Source organism: Erysipelothrix aquatica, from assembly GCF_009828775.2.
Classification (GTDB): domain Bacteria; phylum Bacillota_I; class Bacilli_A; order Erysipelotrichales; family Erysipelotrichaceae; genus Erysipelothrix; species Erysipelothrix aquatica.
Genome location: NZ_WTSY02000002.1, coordinates 69,812 through 91,849, shown reverse-complemented (window position 1 = coordinate 91,849; position 22,038 = coordinate 69,812). Strand labels below are relative to the sequence as shown.

Annotated in this window: 22 protein-coding genes and 6 tRNA genes; 19 read left to right on the top strand and 9 right to left on the bottom strand. The window is 37.6% G+C overall.

Annotated features, from left to right (window positions below):
* The first annotated feature begins 211 nt into the window (after window positions 1–211).
* The 10 genes from GVV20_RS01200 to cysE all read left to right on the top strand — a co-directional run bounded on the left by GVV20_RS01200 (window position 212) and on the right by cysE (window position 9,464).
* A complete protein-coding gene (locus GVV20_RS01200; protein WP_159640709.1) occupies window positions 212–1,285 on the top strand; it encodes an ABC transporter ATP-binding protein in 1,074 nt (357 codons plus the stop codon).
* On the top strand, window positions 1,285–2,169 hold the full coding sequence (locus GVV20_RS01195; RefSeq protein ID WP_159812678.1) for a carbohydrate ABC transporter permease: 885 nt from the start codon (window positions 1,285–1,287) through the stop codon (window positions 2,167–2,169). The genes GVV20_RS01200 and GVV20_RS01195 overlap by 1 nt, the downstream gene beginning before the upstream one ends.
* A 2-nt stretch (window positions 2,170–2,171) precedes the next feature.
* On the top strand, window positions 2,172–2,990 hold the full coding sequence (locus GVV20_RS01190) for a carbohydrate ABC transporter permease (RefSeq protein WP_159741694.1): 819 nt from the start codon (window positions 2,172–2,174) through the stop codon (window positions 2,988–2,990).
* Window positions 2,974–4,233 carry an MBL fold metallo-hydrolase gene (locus GVV20_RS01185; RefSeq protein WP_159812680.1) on the top strand — a complete coding sequence of 420 codons (1,260 nt, stop codon included), beginning with the start codon at window positions 2,974–2,976 and terminating at the stop codon, window positions 4,231–4,233. Before GVV20_RS01190 ends, GVV20_RS01185 begins: the two co-directional genes overlap by 17 nt.
* 11 nt (window positions 4,234–4,244) lie before the next feature.
* A complete protein-coding gene (locus tag GVV20_RS01180; RefSeq protein ID WP_159812682.1) occupies window positions 4,245–5,516 on the top strand; it encodes an extracellular solute-binding protein in 1,272 nt (423 codons plus the stop codon).
* Between the two features lie 190 nt (window positions 5,517–5,706).
* Complete coding sequence (locus tag GVV20_RS01175) at window positions 5,707–6,630, top strand: polysaccharide deacetylase family protein (protein ID WP_159741105.1); 924 nt, start codon at window positions 5,707–5,709, stop codon at window positions 6,628–6,630.
* 94 nt (window positions 6,631–6,724) lie between these two features.
* On the top strand, window positions 6,725–7,270 hold the full coding sequence (locus GVV20_RS01170; RefSeq protein WP_159741106.1) for a hypothetical protein: 546 nt from the start codon (window positions 6,725–6,727) through the stop codon (window positions 7,268–7,270).
* A complete protein-coding gene (locus GVV20_RS01165) occupies window positions 7,270–8,196 on the top strand; it encodes a helix-turn-helix transcriptional regulator (RefSeq protein WP_159741107.1) in 927 nt (308 codons plus the stop codon). Before GVV20_RS01170 ends, GVV20_RS01165 begins: the two co-directional genes overlap by 1 nt.
* A 69-nt stretch (window positions 8,197–8,265) precedes the next feature.
* On the top strand, window positions 8,266–8,922 hold the full coding sequence (locus tag GVV20_RS01160) for a deoxynucleoside kinase (protein ID WP_159640691.1): 657 nt from the start codon (window positions 8,266–8,268) through the stop codon (window positions 8,920–8,922).
* Window positions 8,923–8,933: 11 nt separating this feature from the next.
* Complete coding sequence (cysE, locus tag GVV20_RS01155; RefSeq protein WP_159741108.1) at window positions 8,934–9,464, top strand: serine O-acetyltransferase; 531 nt, start codon at window positions 8,934–8,936, stop codon at window positions 9,462–9,464.
* 29 nt (window positions 9,465–9,493) lie between these two features.
* Here cysE and GVV20_RS01150 read toward each other — a convergent pair whose 3' ends face one another.
* Window positions 9,494–10,285 (bottom strand): CorA family divalent cation transporter, encoded by a 792-nt coding sequence (locus tag GVV20_RS01150; protein ID WP_159741109.1) that lies wholly within the window; start codon window positions 10,283–10,285, stop codon window positions 9,494–9,496.
* A gap of 81 nt (window positions 10,286–10,366) precedes the next feature.
* Between GVV20_RS01150 and GVV20_RS01145 the strand changes: the two genes are divergently transcribed.
* The 6 genes from GVV20_RS01145 (at window position 10,367) to GVV20_RS01120 (ending at window position 17,339) form a co-directional block, all read left to right on the top strand.
* Window positions 10,367–11,041: a response regulator transcription factor gene (locus GVV20_RS01145; protein ID WP_159635383.1), complete on the top strand. Its 675-nt coding sequence runs from the start codon at window positions 10,367–10,369 to the stop codon at window positions 11,039–11,041.
* Complete coding sequence (locus GVV20_RS01140; protein ID WP_159741110.1) at window positions 11,031–12,035, top strand: sensor histidine kinase; 1,005 nt, start codon at window positions 11,031–11,033, stop codon at window positions 12,033–12,035. Before GVV20_RS01145 ends, GVV20_RS01140 begins: the two co-directional genes overlap by 11 nt.
* Window positions 12,036–12,046: 11 nt before the next feature.
* Window positions 12,047–14,002: an FtsX-like permease family protein gene (locus GVV20_RS01135; protein ID WP_159741111.1), complete on the top strand. Its 1,956-nt coding sequence runs from the start codon at window positions 12,047–12,049 to the stop codon at window positions 14,000–14,002.
* An 89-nt stretch (window positions 14,003–14,091) separates the two neighbouring features.
* Window positions 14,092–14,859 (top strand): ABC transporter ATP-binding protein, encoded by a 768-nt coding sequence (locus GVV20_RS01130; RefSeq protein WP_159649845.1) that lies wholly within the window; start codon window positions 14,092–14,094, stop codon window positions 14,857–14,859.
* Window positions 14,849–16,891, top strand: a complete 2,043-nt coding sequence (locus GVV20_RS01125; RefSeq protein WP_159741112.1) for an ABC transporter permease — start codon at window positions 14,849–14,851, stop codon at window positions 16,889–16,891. Before GVV20_RS01130 ends, GVV20_RS01125 begins: the two co-directional genes overlap by 11 nt.
* A 58-nt stretch (window positions 16,892–16,949) precedes the next feature.
* The gene (locus tag GVV20_RS01120) at window positions 16,950–17,339 is read left to right on the top strand and encodes a hypothetical protein (RefSeq protein ID WP_159741113.1); all 390 of its coding nucleotides are present in this window, start codon (window positions 16,950–16,952) and stop codon (window positions 17,337–17,339) included.
* 13 nt (window positions 17,340–17,352) lie between these two features.
* On the opposite strand, the gene GVV20_RS01115 is transcribed toward GVV20_RS01120, so the two are convergent.
* The 8 genes from GVV20_RS01115 to GVV20_RS01080 all read right to left on the bottom strand — a co-directional run bounded on the left by GVV20_RS01115 (window position 17,353) and on the right by GVV20_RS01080 (window position 19,399).
* Entirely contained in the window at window positions 17,353–18,045 is a 693-nt protein-coding gene (locus GVV20_RS01115; protein ID WP_159741114.1) for a hypothetical protein, read from the bottom strand.
* Between the two features lie 107 nt (window positions 18,046–18,152).
* Window positions 18,153–18,226, bottom strand: a tRNA-Gly gene (locus tag GVV20_RS01110).
* A 7-nt stretch (window positions 18,227–18,233) separates the two neighbouring features.
* A tRNA-Asp gene (locus GVV20_RS01105) sits at window positions 18,234–18,309 on the bottom strand.
* Between the two features lie 176 nt (window positions 18,310–18,485).
* Window positions 18,486–18,561 (bottom strand) — tRNA-Asp (locus GVV20_RS01100).
* Window positions 18,562–18,645: 84 nt separating this feature from the next.
* The gene (locus GVV20_RS01095; protein WP_159741115.1) at window positions 18,646–19,014 is read right to left on the bottom strand and encodes a hypothetical protein; all 369 of its coding nucleotides are present in this window, start codon (window positions 19,012–19,014) and stop codon (window positions 18,646–18,648) included.
* A 131-nt stretch (window positions 19,015–19,145) separates the two neighbouring features.
* Window positions 19,146–19,219, bottom strand: a tRNA-Gly gene (locus tag GVV20_RS01090).
* An 8-nt stretch (window positions 19,220–19,227) separates the two neighbouring features.
* A tRNA-Asp gene (locus tag GVV20_RS01085) sits at window positions 19,228–19,303 on the bottom strand.
* A 5-nt stretch (window positions 19,304–19,308) separates the two neighbouring features.
* Window positions 19,309–19,399 (bottom strand) — tRNA-Ser (locus GVV20_RS01080).
* Between the two features lie 392 nt (window positions 19,400–19,791).
* Here GVV20_RS01080 and ytvI point away from each other — a divergent pair.
* The 3 genes from ytvI (at window position 19,792) to rpsG (ending at window position 22,035) form a co-directional block, all read left to right on the top strand.
* Window positions 19,792–20,901 (top strand): sporulation integral membrane protein YtvI, encoded by a 1,110-nt coding sequence (gene ytvI, locus GVV20_RS01075; RefSeq protein ID WP_159741116.1) that lies wholly within the window; start codon window positions 19,792–19,794, stop codon window positions 20,899–20,901.
* 215 nt (window positions 20,902–21,116) lie between these two features.
* Window positions 21,117–21,536 carry a 30S ribosomal protein S12 gene (gene rpsL, locus GVV20_RS01070; RefSeq protein ID WP_159641142.1) on the top strand — a complete coding sequence of 140 codons (420 nt, stop codon included), beginning with the start codon at window positions 21,117–21,119 and terminating at the stop codon, window positions 21,534–21,536.
* Window positions 21,537–21,564: 28 nt separating this feature from the next.
* Entirely contained in the window at window positions 21,565–22,035 is a 471-nt protein-coding gene (gene rpsG, locus GVV20_RS01065; protein WP_159635353.1) for a 30S ribosomal protein S7, read from the top strand.
* Window positions 22,036–22,038 lie beyond the last annotated feature (3 nt).

Here is a 22,038-nt window from a genome sequence, read left to right as displayed (position 1 = left end):
AAATGAAGTGTTCATGGGATTTGCAATGTTTTCGAAAGAAATCGTTCGAAAACCTATGAATATTAACGAAAATTTACACAACGTGGAACGTGCCTTGTTATAATGTTGAGTAGACTTTTAAGTTATAGACATTTTTATAACCCTATAAAAATGAGTAAATAGTTTAGAGTAATAAATGGAAGCAAAAGCTTTCAACTTAGGAGGAAATGGAATGATTGAAGTCAAGGACTTGAGAAAAGTGTTTGATAATGGGTTTGAAGCACTTAAGAAAGTTAATTTCACAATTGAGAACGGAGATCTCATTTGTTTGCTCGGACCTTCAGGTTGTGGTAAAACTACAATCCTAAACTTAATAGCTGGTCTTTTAGATCCAACTGAAGGCGATATCTTAAATGAAGGTGTGACAATGGTCGATAAACACCCTAAAGATCGTGATATCGGATTTGTTTTCCAAAACTATGCATTGTATCCACATATGACAGTTTTAGAAAACGTTATGTTCCCACTACGTGTTGGTGAGAAAAAAATGCCTAAAGAAGAAGCAGAAGCAATCGCTCGCAAGTTTATGAAACTTACAAGCATTGAAGAACTTGAAAATAAAAAACCTGGAACGATGTCAGGGGGACAACAACAACGTGTTGCGATTACCCGTGCTTTAGTACAAAATCCAAGTATTTTATTATTGGACGAACCGCTCTCAAACTTAGACGCACGTTTACGTTTACGTATTCGTGAAGAAATCCGTCGTCTTGTTAAAGAAGTTGGAATCACAACTATCTTTGTTACCCATGACCAAGAGGAAGCTTTATCCATTAGTGATAAAATCGTGCTCATGGACGAAGGTGTTATCCAACAACATGACGATCCACAAAATCTATACCTAGAACCAAATAACCTTTTCGTTGCAAAATTCATTGGTAATCCAGTCATCAATATTTTACCAATCGAAGTTAAAGATGGAAAAGTTATCGGTGAAAATTTCGAATTTGCCCAAGCAAACTTTGTGGCAGATCGCTTTAAAGAAACAATGACTGATGGCAAATACCTCTTAGGTGTACGTCCTGAAGACGTTACCCTAACAAACGATAATCCAATCTTTAGTGCGAATGTCGAAACTGTGGAACTCATTGGTCGTGAACGCATCCTAAACTTTGATATGGGCGGTATTCACGGAAAATCAATCGTAAGTATTGATGAGCAAGTTCTTGAAGGTGATGCAATCTCATGTGACTTCAACTATCCACGTGTATTCGTATTCAAAGAGAGTGGAGAGCGAGTTTACTAATGAAGGGATTCAAAAAATATAGCGCAGAGAATCAACCCAAAGCGTGGCTATTTCTTTTTCCTGCGTTAGCTATTATTGGCGTGTTCAATATCTATCCGATGTTTAAATCCTTATGGATGTCGTTTCAAAAAGGAACACTCCTTAATCCACGCTTCACGGGCATAGATAACTATGTCACAGTCTTAAAAGATCCAGTATTTCATACAGCGATGAAGAACACTGCAATTTATGCGTTCTTTGTGGTTCCAATTTGTTTGGTAATCTCATTACTAATTTCATGGTTAATCTTTGAAAAAATCAAGAATAAAGGATTCTTTGAAACAATCTTCTTTATTCCTTACGTAACCAGTACCATAGCTATTGGGATTGTCTTCCGTTACCTTTTCAATGGTAATTATGGAATTGTTAATCATGTCTTGGGATGGGTTGGTATTGCGCCCATTAACTGGCTTAACAGTGTAAATATGTCGGTTCCAACGCTTATTATCTTTGGTGTTTGGACAGGACTCGCGTTTAATATTATTATCTTGCTTGCAGGTTTTAGAAATATTAGCGAAGAATACTACAAAGTAGCCGATATGTTTGGTGCATCGAACTGGGAAAAATTTGCCCGCATCACGATGCCGCAATTAATTCCTACAATTACATTCTTACTTACCGTTAATTTTATCGGAGCATTTAAAATTTACTCGCAAGTCTACGCGCTCTTCGGAGGAACTGCTGGTGTTGCCAACAGTGCTCAGACCGCCGTATTCTATATTTATGATAAATTCCACGTCGCTGGACGACCAGGAATTGCTATGGCTGCAACGATGATTCTCTTTGCACTCATTCTCTTATTTACTGCGTTCCAGAATAAGATCGTGAAAAGGGTGGAACGTTAATTATGAAAAAAGTAGTTCAGGTAATATCAGTAGTATTCATTATATTTATGGCGTTAATTACATTGTTCCCGTTCATATACATGCTCCTAGCAAGTGTTATGACCTATCAAGAGGCAACAAGTATTCCGCCTACATTTTTCCCGTCATCACCACAATTCATTAACTTTAGGTTAGTGTTCGAGCATGCACCGTTCTTACGTTACTTCTTCAATACAGTATTTGTTTCATTAACAACTACGTTTGGAATTCTTATAACGTCAGTCCTCGCAGGCTTCGCATTGGTAAAACTGGAATTCAAACACAAAAATCTCGTATTAATTGTCATGATTTCATTACTCATGGTACCTTACGAATCAATTGTCTTTACAAACTATCAAACAATTGCACAATTGGGATTACTTAACACATATAGTGCGTTAATCATTCCATCACTTGCAAGTGTCTTCTACATTTATTATTTACAAGGATATCTTAAAGGAATTCCAAGCTCATACTACAAAGCAGCTAAAATTGATGGCTGTGGCGACCTTGAGTTTATTTGGAAAATTATGATTCCTTTGGCAAAACCAGCATTGGTAACCGTTGGGATTCTAAGCTTTATCTCAGGTTGGAACTCATTCCTATGGCCATTGCTTGTTACAAACGACTCGAATATGCGTCTTCTTAATAATGGTCTTTCTGCCTTTACGACAGAAAGTGGTAGTGATGTTCATTTGCAAATGGCAGCCGCTACACTCACAATTATTCCAATTTTGATTGTTTACTTCATTTTTAGAAAAGAAATTATTCGCGGGGTTGCCAAAAATGGAATTAAAGGATAAGAAAACAACCATTACATTCCACAGTGGTATCTTAACCATTGGGGGTACAGTTATTGAAGTTGCGTATGGCAATGATCGTATCTATTTTGATTTCGGAACAGAGTTTGTTCCAGAACTGAATCTTAAAGATGAATCCATTCACTCATTGTTAGAACATCGCCTTATTCCGGATTTAAATCATATTTATGATCCACGTTTGGGTTATAAAGAAACAGAAACCAATACATTTGACAATACTGCAGTATTTTTAAGCCATTGTCACTTGGATCATTCACGGATGATCAACTATCTGGATCCAAAAATTCCACTTTATGCTTTAAATGAAACAAAGATTTTACTCGAAAGCTTGAATAGCACAAACGACTTCCTTTTACCAGGAGTTGATACGACATATACACGTGAGATTACAGGTCTTGCGGACGGTACAGTCCTAAATATCGGTGCTATTGAAGTTGAACTTCGCCGCGTTGACCATGACGCTTATGGTGCCTGTGGATTACTCATTCGCACACCCGACTTAAAAATCGCCTATACGGGCGACTTAAGACTCCATGGTTTTGATAGAGAAGCCTCTCTAGATTATGCACAACGTGCCCACGGATATGACGTCTTAATTATCGAAGGTGTTTCAATCAGCTTTGATGATGCAAGACATGTAAACAGAATTAATAGCGAACAAGAGCTTCTTGATCGCTTGGTACAAGTCGTTAACGACAACGACGGGAACCAAGTGACATTCAACACCTATCCTGCAAACGTAAAGCGTTTAGCAGCAATTGTTGAACAAAGTCCCCGACCTGTTGTTCTGGAAGCATCGTATGCTCATATCTTAAAACAATGCTTGAATATAGATACTCCATATTATGTCCGAACTGAGACGTTCGGATTGAATCCCGATTTGCGTGTAGATTATGACATGCTCTTGGCGGATTCAAAAGAGTATCTATGGCAAGTTGTTGCGGATCACGCTGATCTTAAAGGAGGTGGTGTCTATATTCATAGCGATGCAGCACCGTTAGGAGATTTCGATCCAGCTTACCAACCATTCTTAGATGCGTTGGCAGCGAACGATATAGTATTTGAGAGATTGGCATGTTCAGGACATGCATTCCCCGAAGACTTAGAGGAAATTGTTGATCGAATTGCCCCTAAATTATTAGTCCCAATCCATACATTACGCCCAGAAAGACTGGAAAATAAACATGGTTTGAGACATTTGCCTACACGAGGAGAAACTATTTGAAGGAGACATATATGAAAAATATCAAAAAGTATTTCGTAGTATTACTTGCAGTATTAGTATTAGTTGGATGTTCAAGTGGCTCGGGAAGCAAAGGTAACACAGATATCGTTACCGAGGTTCCTGCAGGTACAGAAATTACATTCTGGCACGCTATGAATGGTGGACAACAAGATGCGCTTGTTAAAATCACTGATGATTTTATGGCAGCAAATCCAAACATCAAAGTAACATTACAAAACCAATCAAAATACCCAGATTTACAATCAAAAATTAACCAAACAATCGCATCACCAAAAGATTTACCAACAATTACACAAGCATACCCTAACTGGTTATGGAATGCAGCAACACAAGATAAAGTTCTTGTAGACTTAGATCCATTTATCAATCACGAAACAATCGGATTAAAAGACAAAGCTGATATCTTACCAGTATTAATGAACGGTGCTAAAATTGATGGTGTTCAATATGGAATCCCATTCAACAAATCAACTGAAGTCCTTTACTATAACAAAACTCTTTTAGACCAATATGGTGTTCAAGTTCCAACAACAATGGAAGAACTCGCATCAGCATCTAAAGAAATCTTTGAAAAATCAAATGGACAAGTTATCGGTGCAGGTTTTGACTCACTAAACAACTACTATGCAATCGGTATGGCTAACGAAGGTAAAGAATTTAATAAAGACTTAGATATCGCAGGCCCAGAAAGCTTGAAAGTTGCGAAATTCTACCAAGATGGTGTTAAAGAAGGATACTTCCGAATTGCTGATAAAGGGGAATACCTATCAACACCATTCGGAGCAGGATTACTTGCTATGAACGTAGGTTCAATGGCTGGAGAATCACACGTTAAGAAAGCTGTCGACGGTCGTTACGAATATGGAGCAGCTGTACGTCCTGATGTTAAAAACATCCAACAAGGTACAGACATCTACATGTTCAACAGTGCAACACCTGAACAACAAACAGCAGCATTCTTATACATGTCATACTTAGTTTCACCTGAAGCACAATTACACTGGGCTACAAAAACAGGATACATGCCTGTAAGCGCAAAAGTACAAGCATCAGACGAATACAAAAACTCAGGTTCATTAATTGCTAAGATCTTATCAGACGCTACAAAAGATCTCTTTGCAATTCCAGTAATTGAAAACTCAGATCCAGCATATAACAAAACACGTGAAATGATGGAACTTATCCTTTCAGACCCTTCATCAGACGCACAAGCAATCTTAAATGATTACAAAGTCAAAGTTGAAGCTGAGTGGAATCAATAATATATTGCAAAACCAAACTTCGGTTTGGTTTTTTTTGTGTGAAAGAACCGATAAATTTAACGAAGTTGAAGAAAGAAACGAAGTCTATATTTTTTAACGATAATGAAGACGAACTTTTGATACAATTATTTGTTAAGTTAGTATAAAGTTTCGTATAATGAAATTAATAAATGATGTGAGGTGGGGGACAATGAAAAACAAACGTCAACTGCGTTTTCAAGTGAAGATAGCAGTGAGTGTAATTTTAGTAATGGTTTTAGTGATGACAAGTTATTATGCAGTGTCTCATGCATTTGAGCGCAAAGATACAGCCTATTCAAGCTTACAATTGGAAGTTGAAGAAAAGGCAACGAAAGATGCGTTATTGAAGCAAATTAATCAAGATGGTATTCCTGTTTTAGCGTATCATGGCGTTACAAGCGTCGAGACAAAAGCAGGTCGTTATAGCAATTCTGAACTTTGGATTGATGATGTCCAGTTTGATTCACATATGAAAGCACTCCATGATGCTGGGTATGTATCCGTAACGTTGGATCAATTTTATGAATGGTATGTGAATGGTCAACCGATCAATCCTAAATCGGTTCTGATTACATTTGATGATGGCATGAAAGATGTCATCACGTACGCGGGGCCAATTCTAAAGAAATATAATTATACCGCCGTTTCGTTCAACATTGGATCGTGGGTTAAAACAGGTGAGAGCGCATTTATTAGTTTGGCAGATATGGAAGCAAGTCTTGATACGTTTGAACATGGTAATCATTCCTTTGATTTTCACCGTATTGTTCAATTGAATCAAGGGGGTTACTCCCGAATTACTGTTATGAATGATGCTGATTTAATGAAAGATTTTGAACTCGCAAATCAGTATGCGCTAAAACCACACCAATATTTTGCGTACCCATTCGGGTCGTTCAATGCCTCGGTGATCGATGCATTGATTAAGAATAACTATCGATTGGCATTTACGTTTTCTGCACCTGTAGCGGGTCATGTTAATGCGCGACCTCAAGATGGGCAATGGACAGTACGAAGATTGCCAGTTTATACGAGCAACTCTGCGGAAGAACTTATATCACTAATCACTCCGAAAACAGAAACACCTTCATAAAGGTGTTTTCTTTTACAAAATTTCCAATAAAGTCATAATATATGACAGATATTGTCGTATACTAGTTATATACTAGGTTCAAGAGGTGATCAATATGACAAAAGGATTAACAATTGCACACTTAGTACATTCAATGAAAGGACACGATATTACAACGTTTATTCGTGATCAGCACTATCAATTTACAGAACGCTTCGGACTCAATTACGATGAACCTGTCATGGTAACACTCAAATTTGAAACGCAACAAGATGCCCATGACTTTTATAATGAAATTCGAATGAATCCTACCTATGCGCAGGAGTACACAGTTACATCACATCCATTCCATGAATTAAGTCTATGTGTCACAGGTCAAGCAACTTTGTATGATTATTTTGGAAGTCGTGAGCCAAATCTTCTCACAATAAGCCGAGATTTAGATCTACGCTTTGAGATTGAATTTGTCCAAAGTTATTCGAAAACAACCTTTACAGGTTCTGTAAACCATGGAGAGCTTTTAAGTCGTCAATGTTTGATCGAAGTGAGTGATGTGCTTCCTGAATTAACACTGGGAGGTTTGGTTCAAATTGGACGTAGTGAACGCGAATTTGAAGATTTACTAACCCGTTGCTATATCGTGAAAGGTATGTCACTTTAATGAGCAAATTAACGAATGCATTAGCAATGCTTGATATATTGTCCGCACGTGCAATCGTGCCAATTGATGAGCTAGCACAAGCATTAGAAATTAGTGCCCGTAGCGTTCAAAGATTGAAGGAAGAATTGGAAGATGCGGGATATGTCATCGAAACCGTCATGGGTCCAGGCGGTGGGTATCAGCTCCACAGTCGTAGTCAAATCCCGCCGGTTGCATTTGATATGAAAGAACGCAAAATTTTGAAACAGGCACTCGCAATGGTCATTCAGCACAATAACTCTGCTATGGGCGGAGATTTTGTGCGTGCAGTGTCAAAACTATCGCAGCAACTCAACTACCAAGATGTCAGCAACACAATGGCCTTTCAATCCGTTAAATTAAATGTCGATGTGAAACAGTATCAGGAGCATCTTGAACTAATTGAAGTTGCAATTGAAACGCACCAACGGCTCAAACTGAGTTATAAGAAAACTCATAAAGATCGGAACACATATACATTTGAACCGTATGAACTCATTCTCGTAAATCAATTCTGGTATATGATGGGTTATGATGAACGAAATCGCTATCTAAGTTTGAAAGTTAATCGAATTGAAACTTTGACGATGCTCGATGAAACATTTCGCTATGAAGCACCGAGCAATAGCAAGGGTGCCATCACGGAATTTGGCTATAAAATTAAGCCGGTTCAAGCGACATTAGTTGTTCGTAATCTCGATTTTCTAAGTGAGTACATTTGGGGTAAAAATCAGGTGATAACGTGGTTGGACGATCATCGTTTTCATATGGAATTGGAGTTTCCTAATGAAGCAGCCGCAAAAGATTTTATTCGTAAAGGTGGTGCAAATTTGGAAGTGTTAGCGCCTCTAGAACTAAGAATGTGGATTCAGGATGAGGCACAAAAAATCATTGCAAAATATGATTGACAATCACTTGCAATTTACGCAATCACCGACTACACTTATAGTACATGAAATTTGGAAATGGTGACGACTATGAACTTTTCATACAAAGAAATATTGAGTTATGTATCAAAGAAAGAGGTCTATGACATGATTGTTATTGAAGGTGTTGTAGGGGTTGGGAAAAGCTCCTTAATGCGTATTATTGCAGAAAATGATTATGAAGCTTTTGAAGAACCCGTAGTAGATAATCCAATTTTGGATAAATTCTACTATGATCGTGAACGCTATGCGTTTCCACTACAAGTATTCTTTTTGAATAAACGATTCGAGCATATTAAACAGGCTAAGGATGTATCTAAAGCGGTTATGGACCGAAGTATATACGGAGATGCAATTTTTGCAAGGATGTTAAATCTAAGTAAGGAAATGAGCGATGAGGAATTCCAAACCTACACGGAATTACTAGCAAATATGTTGGAACATGTGCATGTTCCCAAACTAATGGTTTATCTTGAAATTAGCGTTGATGAAGCAATGCGTCGTATTAAAAAACGCGGCCGTGATTATGAATTGGTGGTTGAACGTGAGTACTGGCAGAAACTCAATGATGAGTATCGTGCCTATTTCGATAACTATGACTTATCACCGATCCTTAAAATTAATGTTGATAATTTAGATTTTGAAAATAATCCTGAAGATCGAAAAGTTGTTCTTGCACAAATTCAAGAAAAACTTAATACATTATAAGCGGGCAAGTTGTGAAGTGGCTCGAAACAGCGAGGGCGTATAAAAAGCATGATCCTGCCGTCCGAACTATTGCGGAAGTGCTTTTCCTCTATCCAGGTTACCATGCAATGGGATATTATCGAATTGCGCATCAGCTTTACAAGTATCATTGCTTTTTCCTAGCACGTTTGATTTCTCAAATGGGTCGTTTTATGACTCAAATCGAAATCCATCCTGGCGCACAAATTGGGCGCCGCTTCGTGATAGATCATGGTAATGGTGTGGTGATTGGTGAAACGTCAATAATTGGTGATGACTGCCTGATACACCACGGTGTTACTTTAGGGGGTAAGACTCGTCAAAAAGGGAAGAGACACCCAACTTTGGGGAATCGTGTTCATGTAGGAGCCGCTGCTCAAATTATCGGTGATATTACAATCGGTGATAACGCTGTAGTGGGAGCGGGAAGTGTCGTTACACACGATGTTGCTCCCGGCGATATTGTTGCAGGTGTTCCAGCAAGAACTATACGCAGTCGATGCTCAGATAGTGGTAAAATATAAAAGTTTGGCTTTTCAGCCAAACTTTTTTGTTAGAAGAAATCTTTTTTGTAAAGGTACGCAACGGTTGCTATCGTTAATACTGTACTAATTGTAAAAACGATAACTAAAGAATAGGGGTGCCCCTGAAATGGTAGGTCAATGTTCATTCCATAGAAACTGGTAATAAGTGTTGGAATGGACAGAACAAGGGTAATAGCTGATAATCGTTTCATCGTTATGTTTAACTTATTTGAAAATAAGGAATCCGATACATTCATAATCGCATCGATAATCTGTTGGTACATAATGATATTTTGATCAAGTTGGTTGATTTCAATCCGAATATTGGCATATTCAGAAACATTGGCAGGTGACCATAATTGCTCAGGTTTCTGGTCATTGATATATTGGGTGACATCACCAATCGCATTGATGGCAGTTTGATACCAAATGAGTTGCCGGTTGATACTAAATAATTGCCGTATGTTTTCTTTCGTAATTCCACGGTCCATGACATTCTCAAAGTGATTCAGCTTAGCATTCACATATTTGACCAGTGTCTCGTAATTTCGTAATGTCTTAATGATTAGATCTGTAAAGGTATAATCAGCAACGTTGTCATCGAGAATGACAGTATCGTGCGCATACAATGTATAATCAGATCCATCGGCCTCTACACAAATGGGGTGCAAATTTTTAGGGCTGCTCGGATAATTGAGAATGATAAAAGTTTTATTATCGAGATGCCGAATATGAGCCAACTCAGCTTTATCACGAAGTGATTGAATGACATAAGCAGGTAAGGTTAAGGTCGTTGCGTCGGTGTAAGTAATTATTTTCATAGGAACCTCCATTTTAGATATTATATCATGGTTATGCATAGAACTGTTTTAGTGTATAATAAAAGAAATGGAGGCACAACTATGTATCGAATTATGATTGTTGAAGATAATGAAAAGATTAGAAATGAGCTCAGCACATTTCTGCAAAAAAACGGGTACGAAACCCTTGTTATCACAGATTTTGGGAATGTTATCGAAACGTTTAAAGCACAGGATGTCCATTGTATTTTGTTGGACTTATCATTGCCTGTTGTTGATGGCCATTACCTTGCCAAGGAAATCCGTAAGATTAGTGAAGTTCCAATTGTAGTGGTTACAAGTCGTGATAGTACGATGGATGAGCTGATGCTTATGAATTTGGGAGCCGATGACTACATCACCAAACCATATAACCTACAGATACTGTTGGCCCGACTCCAATCAATACTCCGACGAAGCTATGAAAAATCAGATAGCCAAGTCGTTACAATTCGTGGTGTCGAACTTGACTTACCACGTGGTAGTGTTAAGTATCGTGACGCCCAACAAGAACTTACAAAGAATGAGTTGCGGATTCTATCATTTCTCATTCAAAACAAAAATACAATCGTCTCAAGACAAGATCTGATGCAATATTTATGGAATACAGATTGGTTTGTTGATGATAATACATTAACGGTAAACATCAATCGCCTTCGTAAAAAACTTGAGGAAATCGGAATTGAAGACTTTATAGAAACCAAACGTGGTATGGGGTATACCATTTATGACAATTAAAGGATTCTTCGAAGACAAGCGTTATATTATTCTATCAACACTGTTAGTAACAGTGTTTTTAGCTTTCTTTTTAATAGTCCTTAAAATTCAATGGGAAATAATTGTGGTGGTCATTGTTTCGGTGCTTCTACTGTTCTTTATAATGATGGGCGTCGAATTTAGTCGCCGCTATCATTTCTACAATGAAGTCGCTATGAATCTTGCCGCACTTGATCAAAAATATCTCATTACAGAATTATTACCAAACTCAGGGTTTTTGGATGGGGATATCCTAATTGAAACGCTTCAAATATCCAATAAATCGATGAGTGATTACGTGAGTGCTTACCGGCATAGTCAAGATGATTACATGAATTATCTTGATTTATGGATCCATGAAGTAAAAACACCACTTGCAGCAATTGACTTAATCGCTTCAAACACCAATACCCGTGAGATGAAAGAAATTCTAGAAGAAACAACCAAAGTTGAGAACTATCTTGAGCAAGTGCTGTATTATGCGCGTTCTTCATCGCTAGAAAAAGACTATATCATCCAAAAAGTGACACTCGAAGATTCGGTGCGTAAAGTCATTAAGAATCTGTCAGCAACATTTATCCAAAAACGAGTTCAGCTACAGTTGGAGAATTTGGATGTTGATGTGTTTAGTGACGCAAAATGGCTTGAGTACATATTGAAACAAATTATCGATAATGCTTTGAAGTATGTGACAGCAGGTGAAGGTATGATTACCATTTCTTCGGAAACCCATGACCAAAGTGTGTCACTCCATATTAAAGACAACGGACCAGGTATTGCTGACAGTGACATTCGACGCGTATTTGAACGCGGATTCACCGGTCAAACTGGTCGCTTCCACCAACAAGCAACCGGCATGGGCTTGTATCTTGTCAAGATCCTAGGTGACAAACTTTACTTAGATATAAGCATTAAATCAGAACAGGGTACCCATGTTACCATTACATTCCCCAAATCCGATATGATGTTTCAATAAAGAGGTAATTTATGATGAGTATTAAATTGGCTTTTGCCAATGTTAGAAAAAGCTTTAAGGACTACTTGATGTACTTTATAACACTGACCTTCTCAGTGGCGCTTTTCTATATCTTTGGATCTGTTGACCAACAATTGTCGTTAATTAAAATACTCCAGGCATCTGACGGGATTGTCGCTAACTTTGATTCATTCATTTTAGGTTTCTCAATTCTCGTTTTCATCATTTTCTATTTCTTAGTGCGATATGCCAATAACTTCTTGGTCAAACGCCGCAATCAAGAATTTGCTACCTACATTCTACTTGGGATGCGTAATCGAACTATGGCCGTAATATTAGTCATCGAAACGCTTGTAATCGGGGTCGTATCACTAATAGTGGGACTCATCATGGGAGTTGCTCTTTCACAAGTTACGAGTGTGTTTACAGCCTTTGTACTTGAAAGTGATATTGAATTTTCATTCATCTATTCCCAAGCAGCATTCAAAAATACCATAATCAGCTTTAGTATTATTTTTATTCTTGTGAGTTTCGGTAATATTAAGAAAATCCGTAAATTTAAACTTGTTAACCTTCTTAATGCAGTACGCCACAATGACGTAATTTTGAACATAAAACCTTGGTTTGGATATGTAAGTCTATTAGCAGGGATATATATTCTTTTTTATGCTTATCGATGGGCATTACAACCGTACCAACTCATTATCGGATTCATTCCAATTGTGTTTTTAGGAACACTAGCAACACTCATTATCTTTTACTCAATTGCACATATCTTTATGAATCTAATTACGCGAATCAAGCCTGTTTATTATAGAGGAACAAACATATTTGTGTTTCGTCAACTTGGAACTCGTATCCGATCCACCTATCGAATGATGACATTTATTAGTGTTATTATGCTTTTTTCATTGGTCTTTTTAACGACCGGAATCAATACTAATGCGTATCTCTTGAAAAGTGCTTACCGTACCTCTCCCTATACTCTGTCTGTTATGTATGACAAAGAAACGATTGACTTTCAAAACTATCTTTCAACGAATGAAGTACCCCTACAATATTCACAATCGCTTGAACTCTACGAGAGTGAATACACAATTTCAGACTTTATCAACGATGATAAATTATATTCTGGAACGATTTCTATCGTATCCAAACAAGATTACGATGCAGTTCGAGCACACTTCAATTTGCCGCCGCTAGATATGCATGCTGAAGATGTGCTCCTAGCAAGTGACATTGTTTCCACCAATCCGTTCAATCAATTTGATTCCAGCAAACTTGTAACCGAAATCATTCTTTTTGATTCGCCCAAAACGGTGCGCCAGCTACCAAGTGCTGAAACAGTAATCCTAAGTAATGGAGCCGGAATGGCATCCTATTTGATTGTGGAAAATTCAGTTTTAGAGATGTGGCAAACACACGGTCACATCAATTATATCCAGACTGTAGTGAACATCGACACGACTAATGATGAGATTATTGAACAATTGATTCCATTAAATCAAGACAGCAAAATATTTCTTTCAACTCAAGAAAACGCTCTACGAACCGTAAATGAAATCCGTGTCGCTATATCGTACACCACACTATATTTAGGTGTCGTATTTCTAATAAGTGCTATGGTCGTTCAGTCGTTGCATGTTATGAGTGATGCGATGGATACACGAAAAAACTATCGAGTGCTGGATAAACTGGGCGTTGATGATCAAGAGTTCACTAAAATAATTCGTAAGCAAACGCTTATCTATGTGACAATGCCTTTAGTACTCGCGCTTTGCCATACACTCGTTGGAAACCGCGCTGTTGCGGCGAGTGCTGGTCTCTTTGGGACCGATGCTACGACCTACCTAAACTATCGCGGTGTTGCTGTTGCACTCGTTATATTTGTGTGCTACTTACTTTACTTCTATGTTCTTTATCGGTATATTGTCGGTCTTTTCAAAGAACGAAACAAAGAATTGTAAATTATGACAAAAATGTAAGTCCACTGTAAGTGAGATAAATTGTACTAAAAACTCAACAAAGTATACTTAATATAGACACGGAGGGAATTATGACAACGATTCTAAAAGTAAGTAATATCGAAAAATATTACGGTAAAAAAGGTAATGTAACAAAAGCTCTCGATGGAGTTTCATTTGAAATTGAGAAAGGTGAGTTTGTTGGTGTGATGGGACCGAGTGGTTCTGGTAAAACAACATTGTTAAACTGTATCTCAACGATTGACTCAGTTACTAGTGGAGTCATCACAGTTAATGGAAAAGAAACGACGAAACTGAAAAAAGAAGCGCTCCAAGCGTTTCGTAGAACTGAATTAGGATTTATTTTCCAAGACTTTAATCTATTGGATACTCTAACAGCATACGAAAATATTGCACTTGCGTTGACCATTCAAAAAGTCGGTCACAAAGAAATTGAAAAACGCGTTAGCGAGGTTGCAAAACTTCTAAATATTGAAGAACATCTTCAAAAGTTTCCGTATCAAATGTCTGGTGGACAACAACAACGTGTAGCTAGTGCGCGAGCATTAATAACAAATCCGAGTTTGATTCTTGCTGATGAGCCGACAGGTGCTTTAGATTCAAAATCAAGTCGTATGCTTCTTGAAAAAATGCAAGATCTCAACGAGACACAACATGCAACAATCATGATGGTTACTCATGATGCTTTTAGTGCGAGCTATGCAAAACGTATATTGTTTATCAAAGATGGTAAAGTTTTTAATGAGCTCATTCGAGGCAATCAATCAAGAAAAGAATTCTTTGATCAAATTATCGAAGTAGTAACTGTATTGGGAGGCGACACATCTAATGTACTCTAAACTCGCTTTTCGTAATGTGAAAAAGAGTTACCGAGACTATTCTATATACTTTATTACATTGATGTTTTCAGTAGCGCTTTTTTATGTTTTTAACTCATTTGAACAACAATCAACAATCCTCAAAATGAACGAAATGCAAGGGTCAATGGTTAAACTATTGGTCAATGTTATGAATGTGATGTCTGTCATTGTTGCTGCAGTATTTGGTTTCTTAATTCTTTATGCAAATAACTTTCTGATTAAACGTCGTAAAAAAGAATTGGGTCTTTATACCCTTTTGGGAATGCCAAAACGTAAGATTTCGACGATTTTAATTTTAGAAACGATGTACATCGGATTCTTCTCATTACTAGCTGGGCTCGTCTTTGGATTCATTGCGTCTCAAGGAACTGCAGTCTTAACGGGAAAAATGATGGCTGCAGATATGAATTATGGTTTTGTTTTCTCGCTCGAAGCGACACTCAAAACGATTGCTATTTTCCTAGGGGTCTTCCTAGTAGTTGTGCTTTTTAACCGTATACTTCTTGAAAAATATGAACTCATTGAACTTTTAAGAGCCGATCGAATCAATGAAGAAAACTTTGTAAAACGTGCGTGGATGTCTGTTGTGATATTTGTTATTGGTACAGGGCTACTCATTTATGCTTACAATTGGGCGCTGCAACCAATGCAACTCTTCATGCAGTTGCTGCCGATAATCGCATTGGGTTCATTTGCAACATTCTTAATTTTCAAATCTTTCTCAGGTTTCTTACTCAAGTTTATGCAAACAAGCAAGAAGAGTTATTACAAAGGTCTTAATGTCTTTGTTTGGCGTCAAGTAAGTGCAAAAATTAACTCGACCTATAAAATGATGTCTGTGATTAGTATTATGCTGCTTTTCGGAATGGGTACCCTCATAACAGGATTTAACTTAAACTCAGTTATGAATGAGCAAATATCGGGAATGATTGCGAATGACATTTCTGTAAAATACTCTTATCCAATCGACAGCAGTATGATAGGGCCAAACCTTATTGATTTAAATGATTCTCGTATCAAAAATGCGGAAACCATGACTTACTATTCATCAGTAAATATGCGATTCAATGTCGTCTTTGAGAAGTACATTGATCAAAATGATGCCAATAGTTTTATGTACGAAATCACAGATGTTGGGTTTGTGAGTGTGGAAAACTTTAATAAAGCACGTAGAATGCAAAATCTAGAACCAATTACAGTTGGCCAGGGTCAATTTTCAGTTATTGCACCAATTCAACAAATGGGGCCAGAAACCATTTCTCCAAGTTCTATCTTTAAAGATGGAAACACCTACGATTTTGCGAACCAAAACTTGGCTTACAAAAAAGTTCAAGATATTGAAAAAACTAAAATTGACAATAATGGTAATGATGATGTGTTGGTTATTATGAATGATAACGAATTACAAAATGTTGTGGATTCGAATGAGGGTCTTACCACTGCGGTGACCGTACATATGATGAATACGCAGGCAGGTACGGATAATAAAGAATTTGCGAAAGCGTTAAGAACCTCGATTGCAACACATTACGACAACAAAGAAGTTGGCGATGACATGTTTGACTACATGTATTTTGTAACCCCTGCACAAGAAATGATTGAATCATCAATGGCGATGGGTTTACTTCTAACATATCTTTCATTCTATCTCGGGGTCGTATTCCTTGTGACAAGTTTTGTTATTCTAGCGCTCCAACAACTTTCAGAAGCTAATGATAATCAAAAACGATATCAAATACTAGCTAAATTGGGTGTTGAAGATCGAATGATTGATCGCTCAATCTTTATGCAAAATGCAATCTACTTCTTTATACCTCTAATCGTTGCGCTATTACATACGTATATTGGTGTAAGTGCAGTAAACGTGAACTTAAAGTTGATTAGTTTGTCAGCAAGTTCAATTATGCCAGCATTAATTACACTCGGATTTGTCCTCATTGTATATGCGATTTACTTTATAATTACATATCAAGGAAGTAAGGCAATCATAAAAAATAAAATGACAAAATAAATTAGAGACCGTCGGTAGACGGTCTTTGTGTTACAATCAAATAAAGGAAGTGAAGAAAATGAATTTATACCTATTGGAATCGTTTAGAACTAATAATTTTACTGATGAAGCGATGTTGAATAAAATCCAGGGAGCATGGGTGAATATATCAAAGCTAGAGCCTGGTTTGGAAGGAGACATCTATGCTATCTATACAGATTATCACAGTGACTATCGTGGCGATTATGGGTTTGCTTTAGCGACACAAGAGCCCCGTACAGAAATGATGATACCCATCACACCAAACATTGATTACCGTGTCTTCGATGTCGTCGACAGAGACGTTGCAGGAACGTGGAAACATATTTGGGAATTGGAAGATGGCGGATTGTTAAATCGTGCTTACACGATTGATTATGAGCGTTACGGCATAGATGGCAGTATAAAAATCTATATAGCAATCCAGTAGTAAAAAAGACGACTTATTGGAGGTCGTCTTTTGTTTGTTTGTATTGAATAAAATGATTAAGGCTTAGGATATCAATAAAGTGATCAACACCTGTTTCAAAGAAGCGTTTGAGGTTTGGATTCACATTATTATATTTTGCAGCCAGTAAATCCTTAGGGTTGATGAGTTCTTTACTAATGTCATAGCGTATCTGTGCGATGAGAAGGCATGCGATGGCGTTTGTTTCATAACGGGTCCAATCAATTTGATAGTTGAGAGCATCAGACGCTAAAATCTCTAGCGTTACGTAATGTTCCGATAATAAGTTACTTTCAAACATGGCTTTTTGAAGGTAGATCGCAGTCTGTGTTGAAAGTTGATTACCATACGCAGTGACATAGGACATGACATCATTAAAAGAATCAAGCCCTTCAGGAGTATTGAAATATGTATGAAAAATTTGGGAATCGAAGTCTGTTTGATAAAAGAGGTATGTAAGCTTTTGAAGAGCGCTTCGTAATGATTTGTCTTTTTCAAGCTTGTTTTGTTGCTCGATATACTTTTGTTGGTTTTTCTCAATTTTACGAAGCTCATTCTTTTGTGATTGTTGATTTCCGTAGTATGAGCTGATATATCCAAAAATTGAACTTAGAAGTACACCTCCGACACTGATAAAGGCGGCGATAACTTGCGGACTCCAGATTTCGTTTTGTGTTGTAGCGGGCATTGGCGCTCCTCCCTTTTTGATATAGATACAGTTTATCATAGATTAAATTCGGTTCATTGTGTAATGATAAAAAAAGAATGACAAATGTCATTCTTTAAATTTTTAATTGGAGCAGGTGAGGGGAATTGAACCCCCGCCTCAACCTTGGCAAGGTCGTGTTCTACCATTGAACTACACCTGCAATAGAATGGCGGTCCAGACGGGAATCGAACCCGCGATCTCCTGCGTGACAGGCAGGCATGTTAACCGCTACACCACTGGACCATTCATTGTATTGACTGCACTTCTTAGTGCTCATTTAGAATACCATAAGAACATACATAGTGCAACAAGAAAATGCAATTATTTGTAAATACAATTAAACACGTGTGAAAAGAGCAACCTCATTAAAATGAATATAAAAAAAGAGCGAATTGAATTCGCTCATAATTGACTAAGAATGGCGGTCCAGACGGGAATCGAACCCGCGATCTCCTGCGTGACAGGCAGGCATGTTAACCGCTACACCACTGGACCAGTTGATTTGCAACCCTTAGCGGATTATAGATTAACACAGGATTTTAATCTTGGCAATACTATTCTTGAAAATAGTCTAAAATATTACTCTAACTCAACCGCTGATTGTATTATCGTGGCTTGATGGAAGAGTAATTTTAAATCATTATCTTGCTTACGCCATATTGAAGTGCGTGCAAGATGTTCTTGGTCTTCTTGATTTCGAGATTCATAGTTTATGAGAAATGTACTCGGTCCAATTTCTTGTATCATAAAATTGGTGATATCAATGTTTCGATCACGTTCCGTTGAGCAAAGCGAATTAACAACACTTTCGCGATTTTGTCGTGTACCGTCAGATTTTAGTTCAAAGAATGTTGGATCAATGCGTTGTTCGACATTTGCTTTACAACTTATAAATTCGAAATCAAGAAAATCTAATTCATATTGTTTGAGTTTATTATTTATGTTCATTATGACTCCTTCTATGATCGATATCTGTACTTGAATTTTATAGTGAGATGTTGTTAAGGTCAAGGTAAAAACATCGAGTATTATTCAAACCAATAAAAAAGAGCGACTATGTCGCTCTATGCTATGCAATTTGGAGCAGGTGAGGGGAATTGAACCCCCGCCTCAACCTTGGCAAGGTCGTGTTCTACCATTGAACTACACCTGCAATACGAATGGCGGTCCAGACGGGAATCGAACCCGCGATCTCCTGCGTGACAGGCAGGCATGTTAACCGCTACACCACTGGACCATTAATGGCGGGGATGGAGAGATTTGAACTCTCGCGCCAGTTACCCGACCTATACCCTTAGCAGGGGCACCTCTTCAGCCACTTGAGTACATCCCCAGTGCGTATATTCGCCATTTCGTGATTGCTTATACATACTATCACAAGAAACATATCATGGCAATACTCTTTTTGAAAAATTAACACCTTTTAAAACAGCGGTTTTTTGAACCAAGAGAGAGGAATTTTAAGTGCGTGAATTTTACATAAAATACACATGAATTAAAGTTGATTTTGTTATTATATATAGAAAGAGTGTCCGGCTTGTTAAATGGAAATGGTCATTTTTGTAAAAAAATACACATCAATCATGGTAATGTCGTTTGTGGACAGTATTTGATGATAATCTTTGATATACTAAAATCAGATTATTTACCAGGTCTGAAGATGCTTTCCTGGAAATAGTAAGCATAATATTAAAACGTAGAGGAATTCGTTAAGGAAGGGTACTTATGACATTAGAAGAAAAGAAGCGGTTTATCATAAATTTTGTCTTTTATACACTAATTGCGGGGCTCGCATTTTTAGTCTTTAAGTTTTCGGTAAAGTATTTAACCCCGTTTATTGTTGGATTTGTGATTGCGTCACTCTTAAAACCAATAATTCAAAAGCTTGTAAAAATGTTTGGCGAGAACAAATACCTTCGAATTGGAGTCATCGTTGTTTTCTATATAGTAGTGGGGATTGTAATTTTCGGATTAACACTCGCAGCAATTTCGGGAATTCAAGGTGTTGTGAAACATGCACCTACATATGTGGAATCAACTCTAATTCCAGCGTTGACTTCGATATTCAATTATGTTGAGTCATTATTTGAACACATTAATCCAGATATACTGAGCAATTTGTCAGAAGTTACTAATGCAATTTCGAAACAGATTCAACAGTTGGCTGGAACTGTATCTACTAGTGCAATTTCATTCTTGACCCGATTCGTCAGTAGTTTGCCAAATTTATTCATCTCGATTCTAATTGCAATTATCTCTTCATTCTTCTTCACATTAGACTATAAGAATGTGGTGGATACAGTGCTGGCATACTTGCCACAACGGTGGGTCCAGTTTATGTATGACGTCAAAGGCGGATTCTTTGATACTGTAGGGAAATATATGAAAGCCTATGCCAAATTAATGACACTCACATTTATTGAATTATCGATTGGGTTTGCCCTCATTGGGGTTGGAAATCCAGTTGGCTTAGCTTTTATGATTTCAATTGTTGATATTCTACCTGTACTTGGTACTGGAACGGTTATGATCCCGTGGACAATCATCGAACTCGTTATGGGAAATTTCGAACGCGCTATTGGTCTTTTCGTTATTTATGTCGTTATCACGGTGATTCGTAATATTTTGGAACCGAAAGTGGTTGGGGATCAAATTGGATTACATCCGTTGGTAACGTTAATATGTATTTTTGTAGGGATGAGACTTGCTGGGATTATTGGTCTATTTGGCTTACCAATCCTTGTAACGATTCTTAAGACGCTTCACGATGAAGGGAAAATCCAATTCTTCAAAAAATTTGAAAAAAGGGAACTTCCTCAATCTGTCGAAAAATAAACACATTGAGAGTGGGTGGAGTACGTTGAGATAGCGTCACGTACTCCATGCAATAATTGCGTGGGAAAAGTGTGGAAAACCTATTGACAATGAATCGCTATATGATAGAATGTAAAGGCTTATGATTAATCTAGGGTTTCTGCGAAGAGACCTAATTAATATGGAGCCCACGGCACACTTGGTACTGTGTGCAATAGTCAGGAAGGAGACAATTAATGCCTACAATTAATCAATTGATTACACATGGCCGAACAAGTCGTGTATACAAATCAAAATCACCGGCACTAGGTCGTAGTTTGAATACGATTAAACGTCAAACAACTCAAGTAAACAGCCCACAAAAACGTGGAGTATGTACACGTGTTGGTACAATGACACCTAAGAAACCTAACTCAGCTTTACGTAAATATGCGCGTGTTCGTTTGAGTAATGGTATGGAAGTTACGGCTTACATCCCTGGAATTGGTCACAATTTACAGGAACATAGTGTCGTTTTAATCCGTGGAGGTCGTGTTAAAGACTTACCTGGGGTTCGTTACCACATCGTTCGTGGAACATTGGACTGCGCTGGAGTTACAGACCGCCGTCAAAGCCGTTCATTATACGGTACTAAAAAACCAAAAGCATCAGAATAATACATCAAAAATGAGAGGAGTGAATTAAATGCCAAGAAAAGGACATGTTCCAAAGCGCGACGTAGTTGCTGATCCAATTTACAATTCAAAATTAGTAACACGTTTAATTAACAGAATCATGATTGATGGTAAAAAAGGTTTAGCTCAATCAATTCTATATAATGCGTTTGCAATTATCGAAGAAAAAACAGGACGTCAACCAATGGAGGTTTTTGAACAAGCACTTGACAATGTATTGCCAGTGTTAGAACTTAAAGCTCGTCGTATTGGTGGATCAAACATCCAAGTTCCAATTGAAGTAACACAAGAGCGTCGTTTGACACTCGGACTACGTTGGATCGTTCAATACTCACGTACACGTGGAGAGAAGACAATGGAAGAGCGTTTAGCTGCTGAAATTATCGATGCTTCAAATGGTACAGGCGCATCCGTTAAGAAACGCGATGACGTACACAAAATGGCAGAAGCTAACAAAGCTTTCGCACATTACCGTTTCTAATAA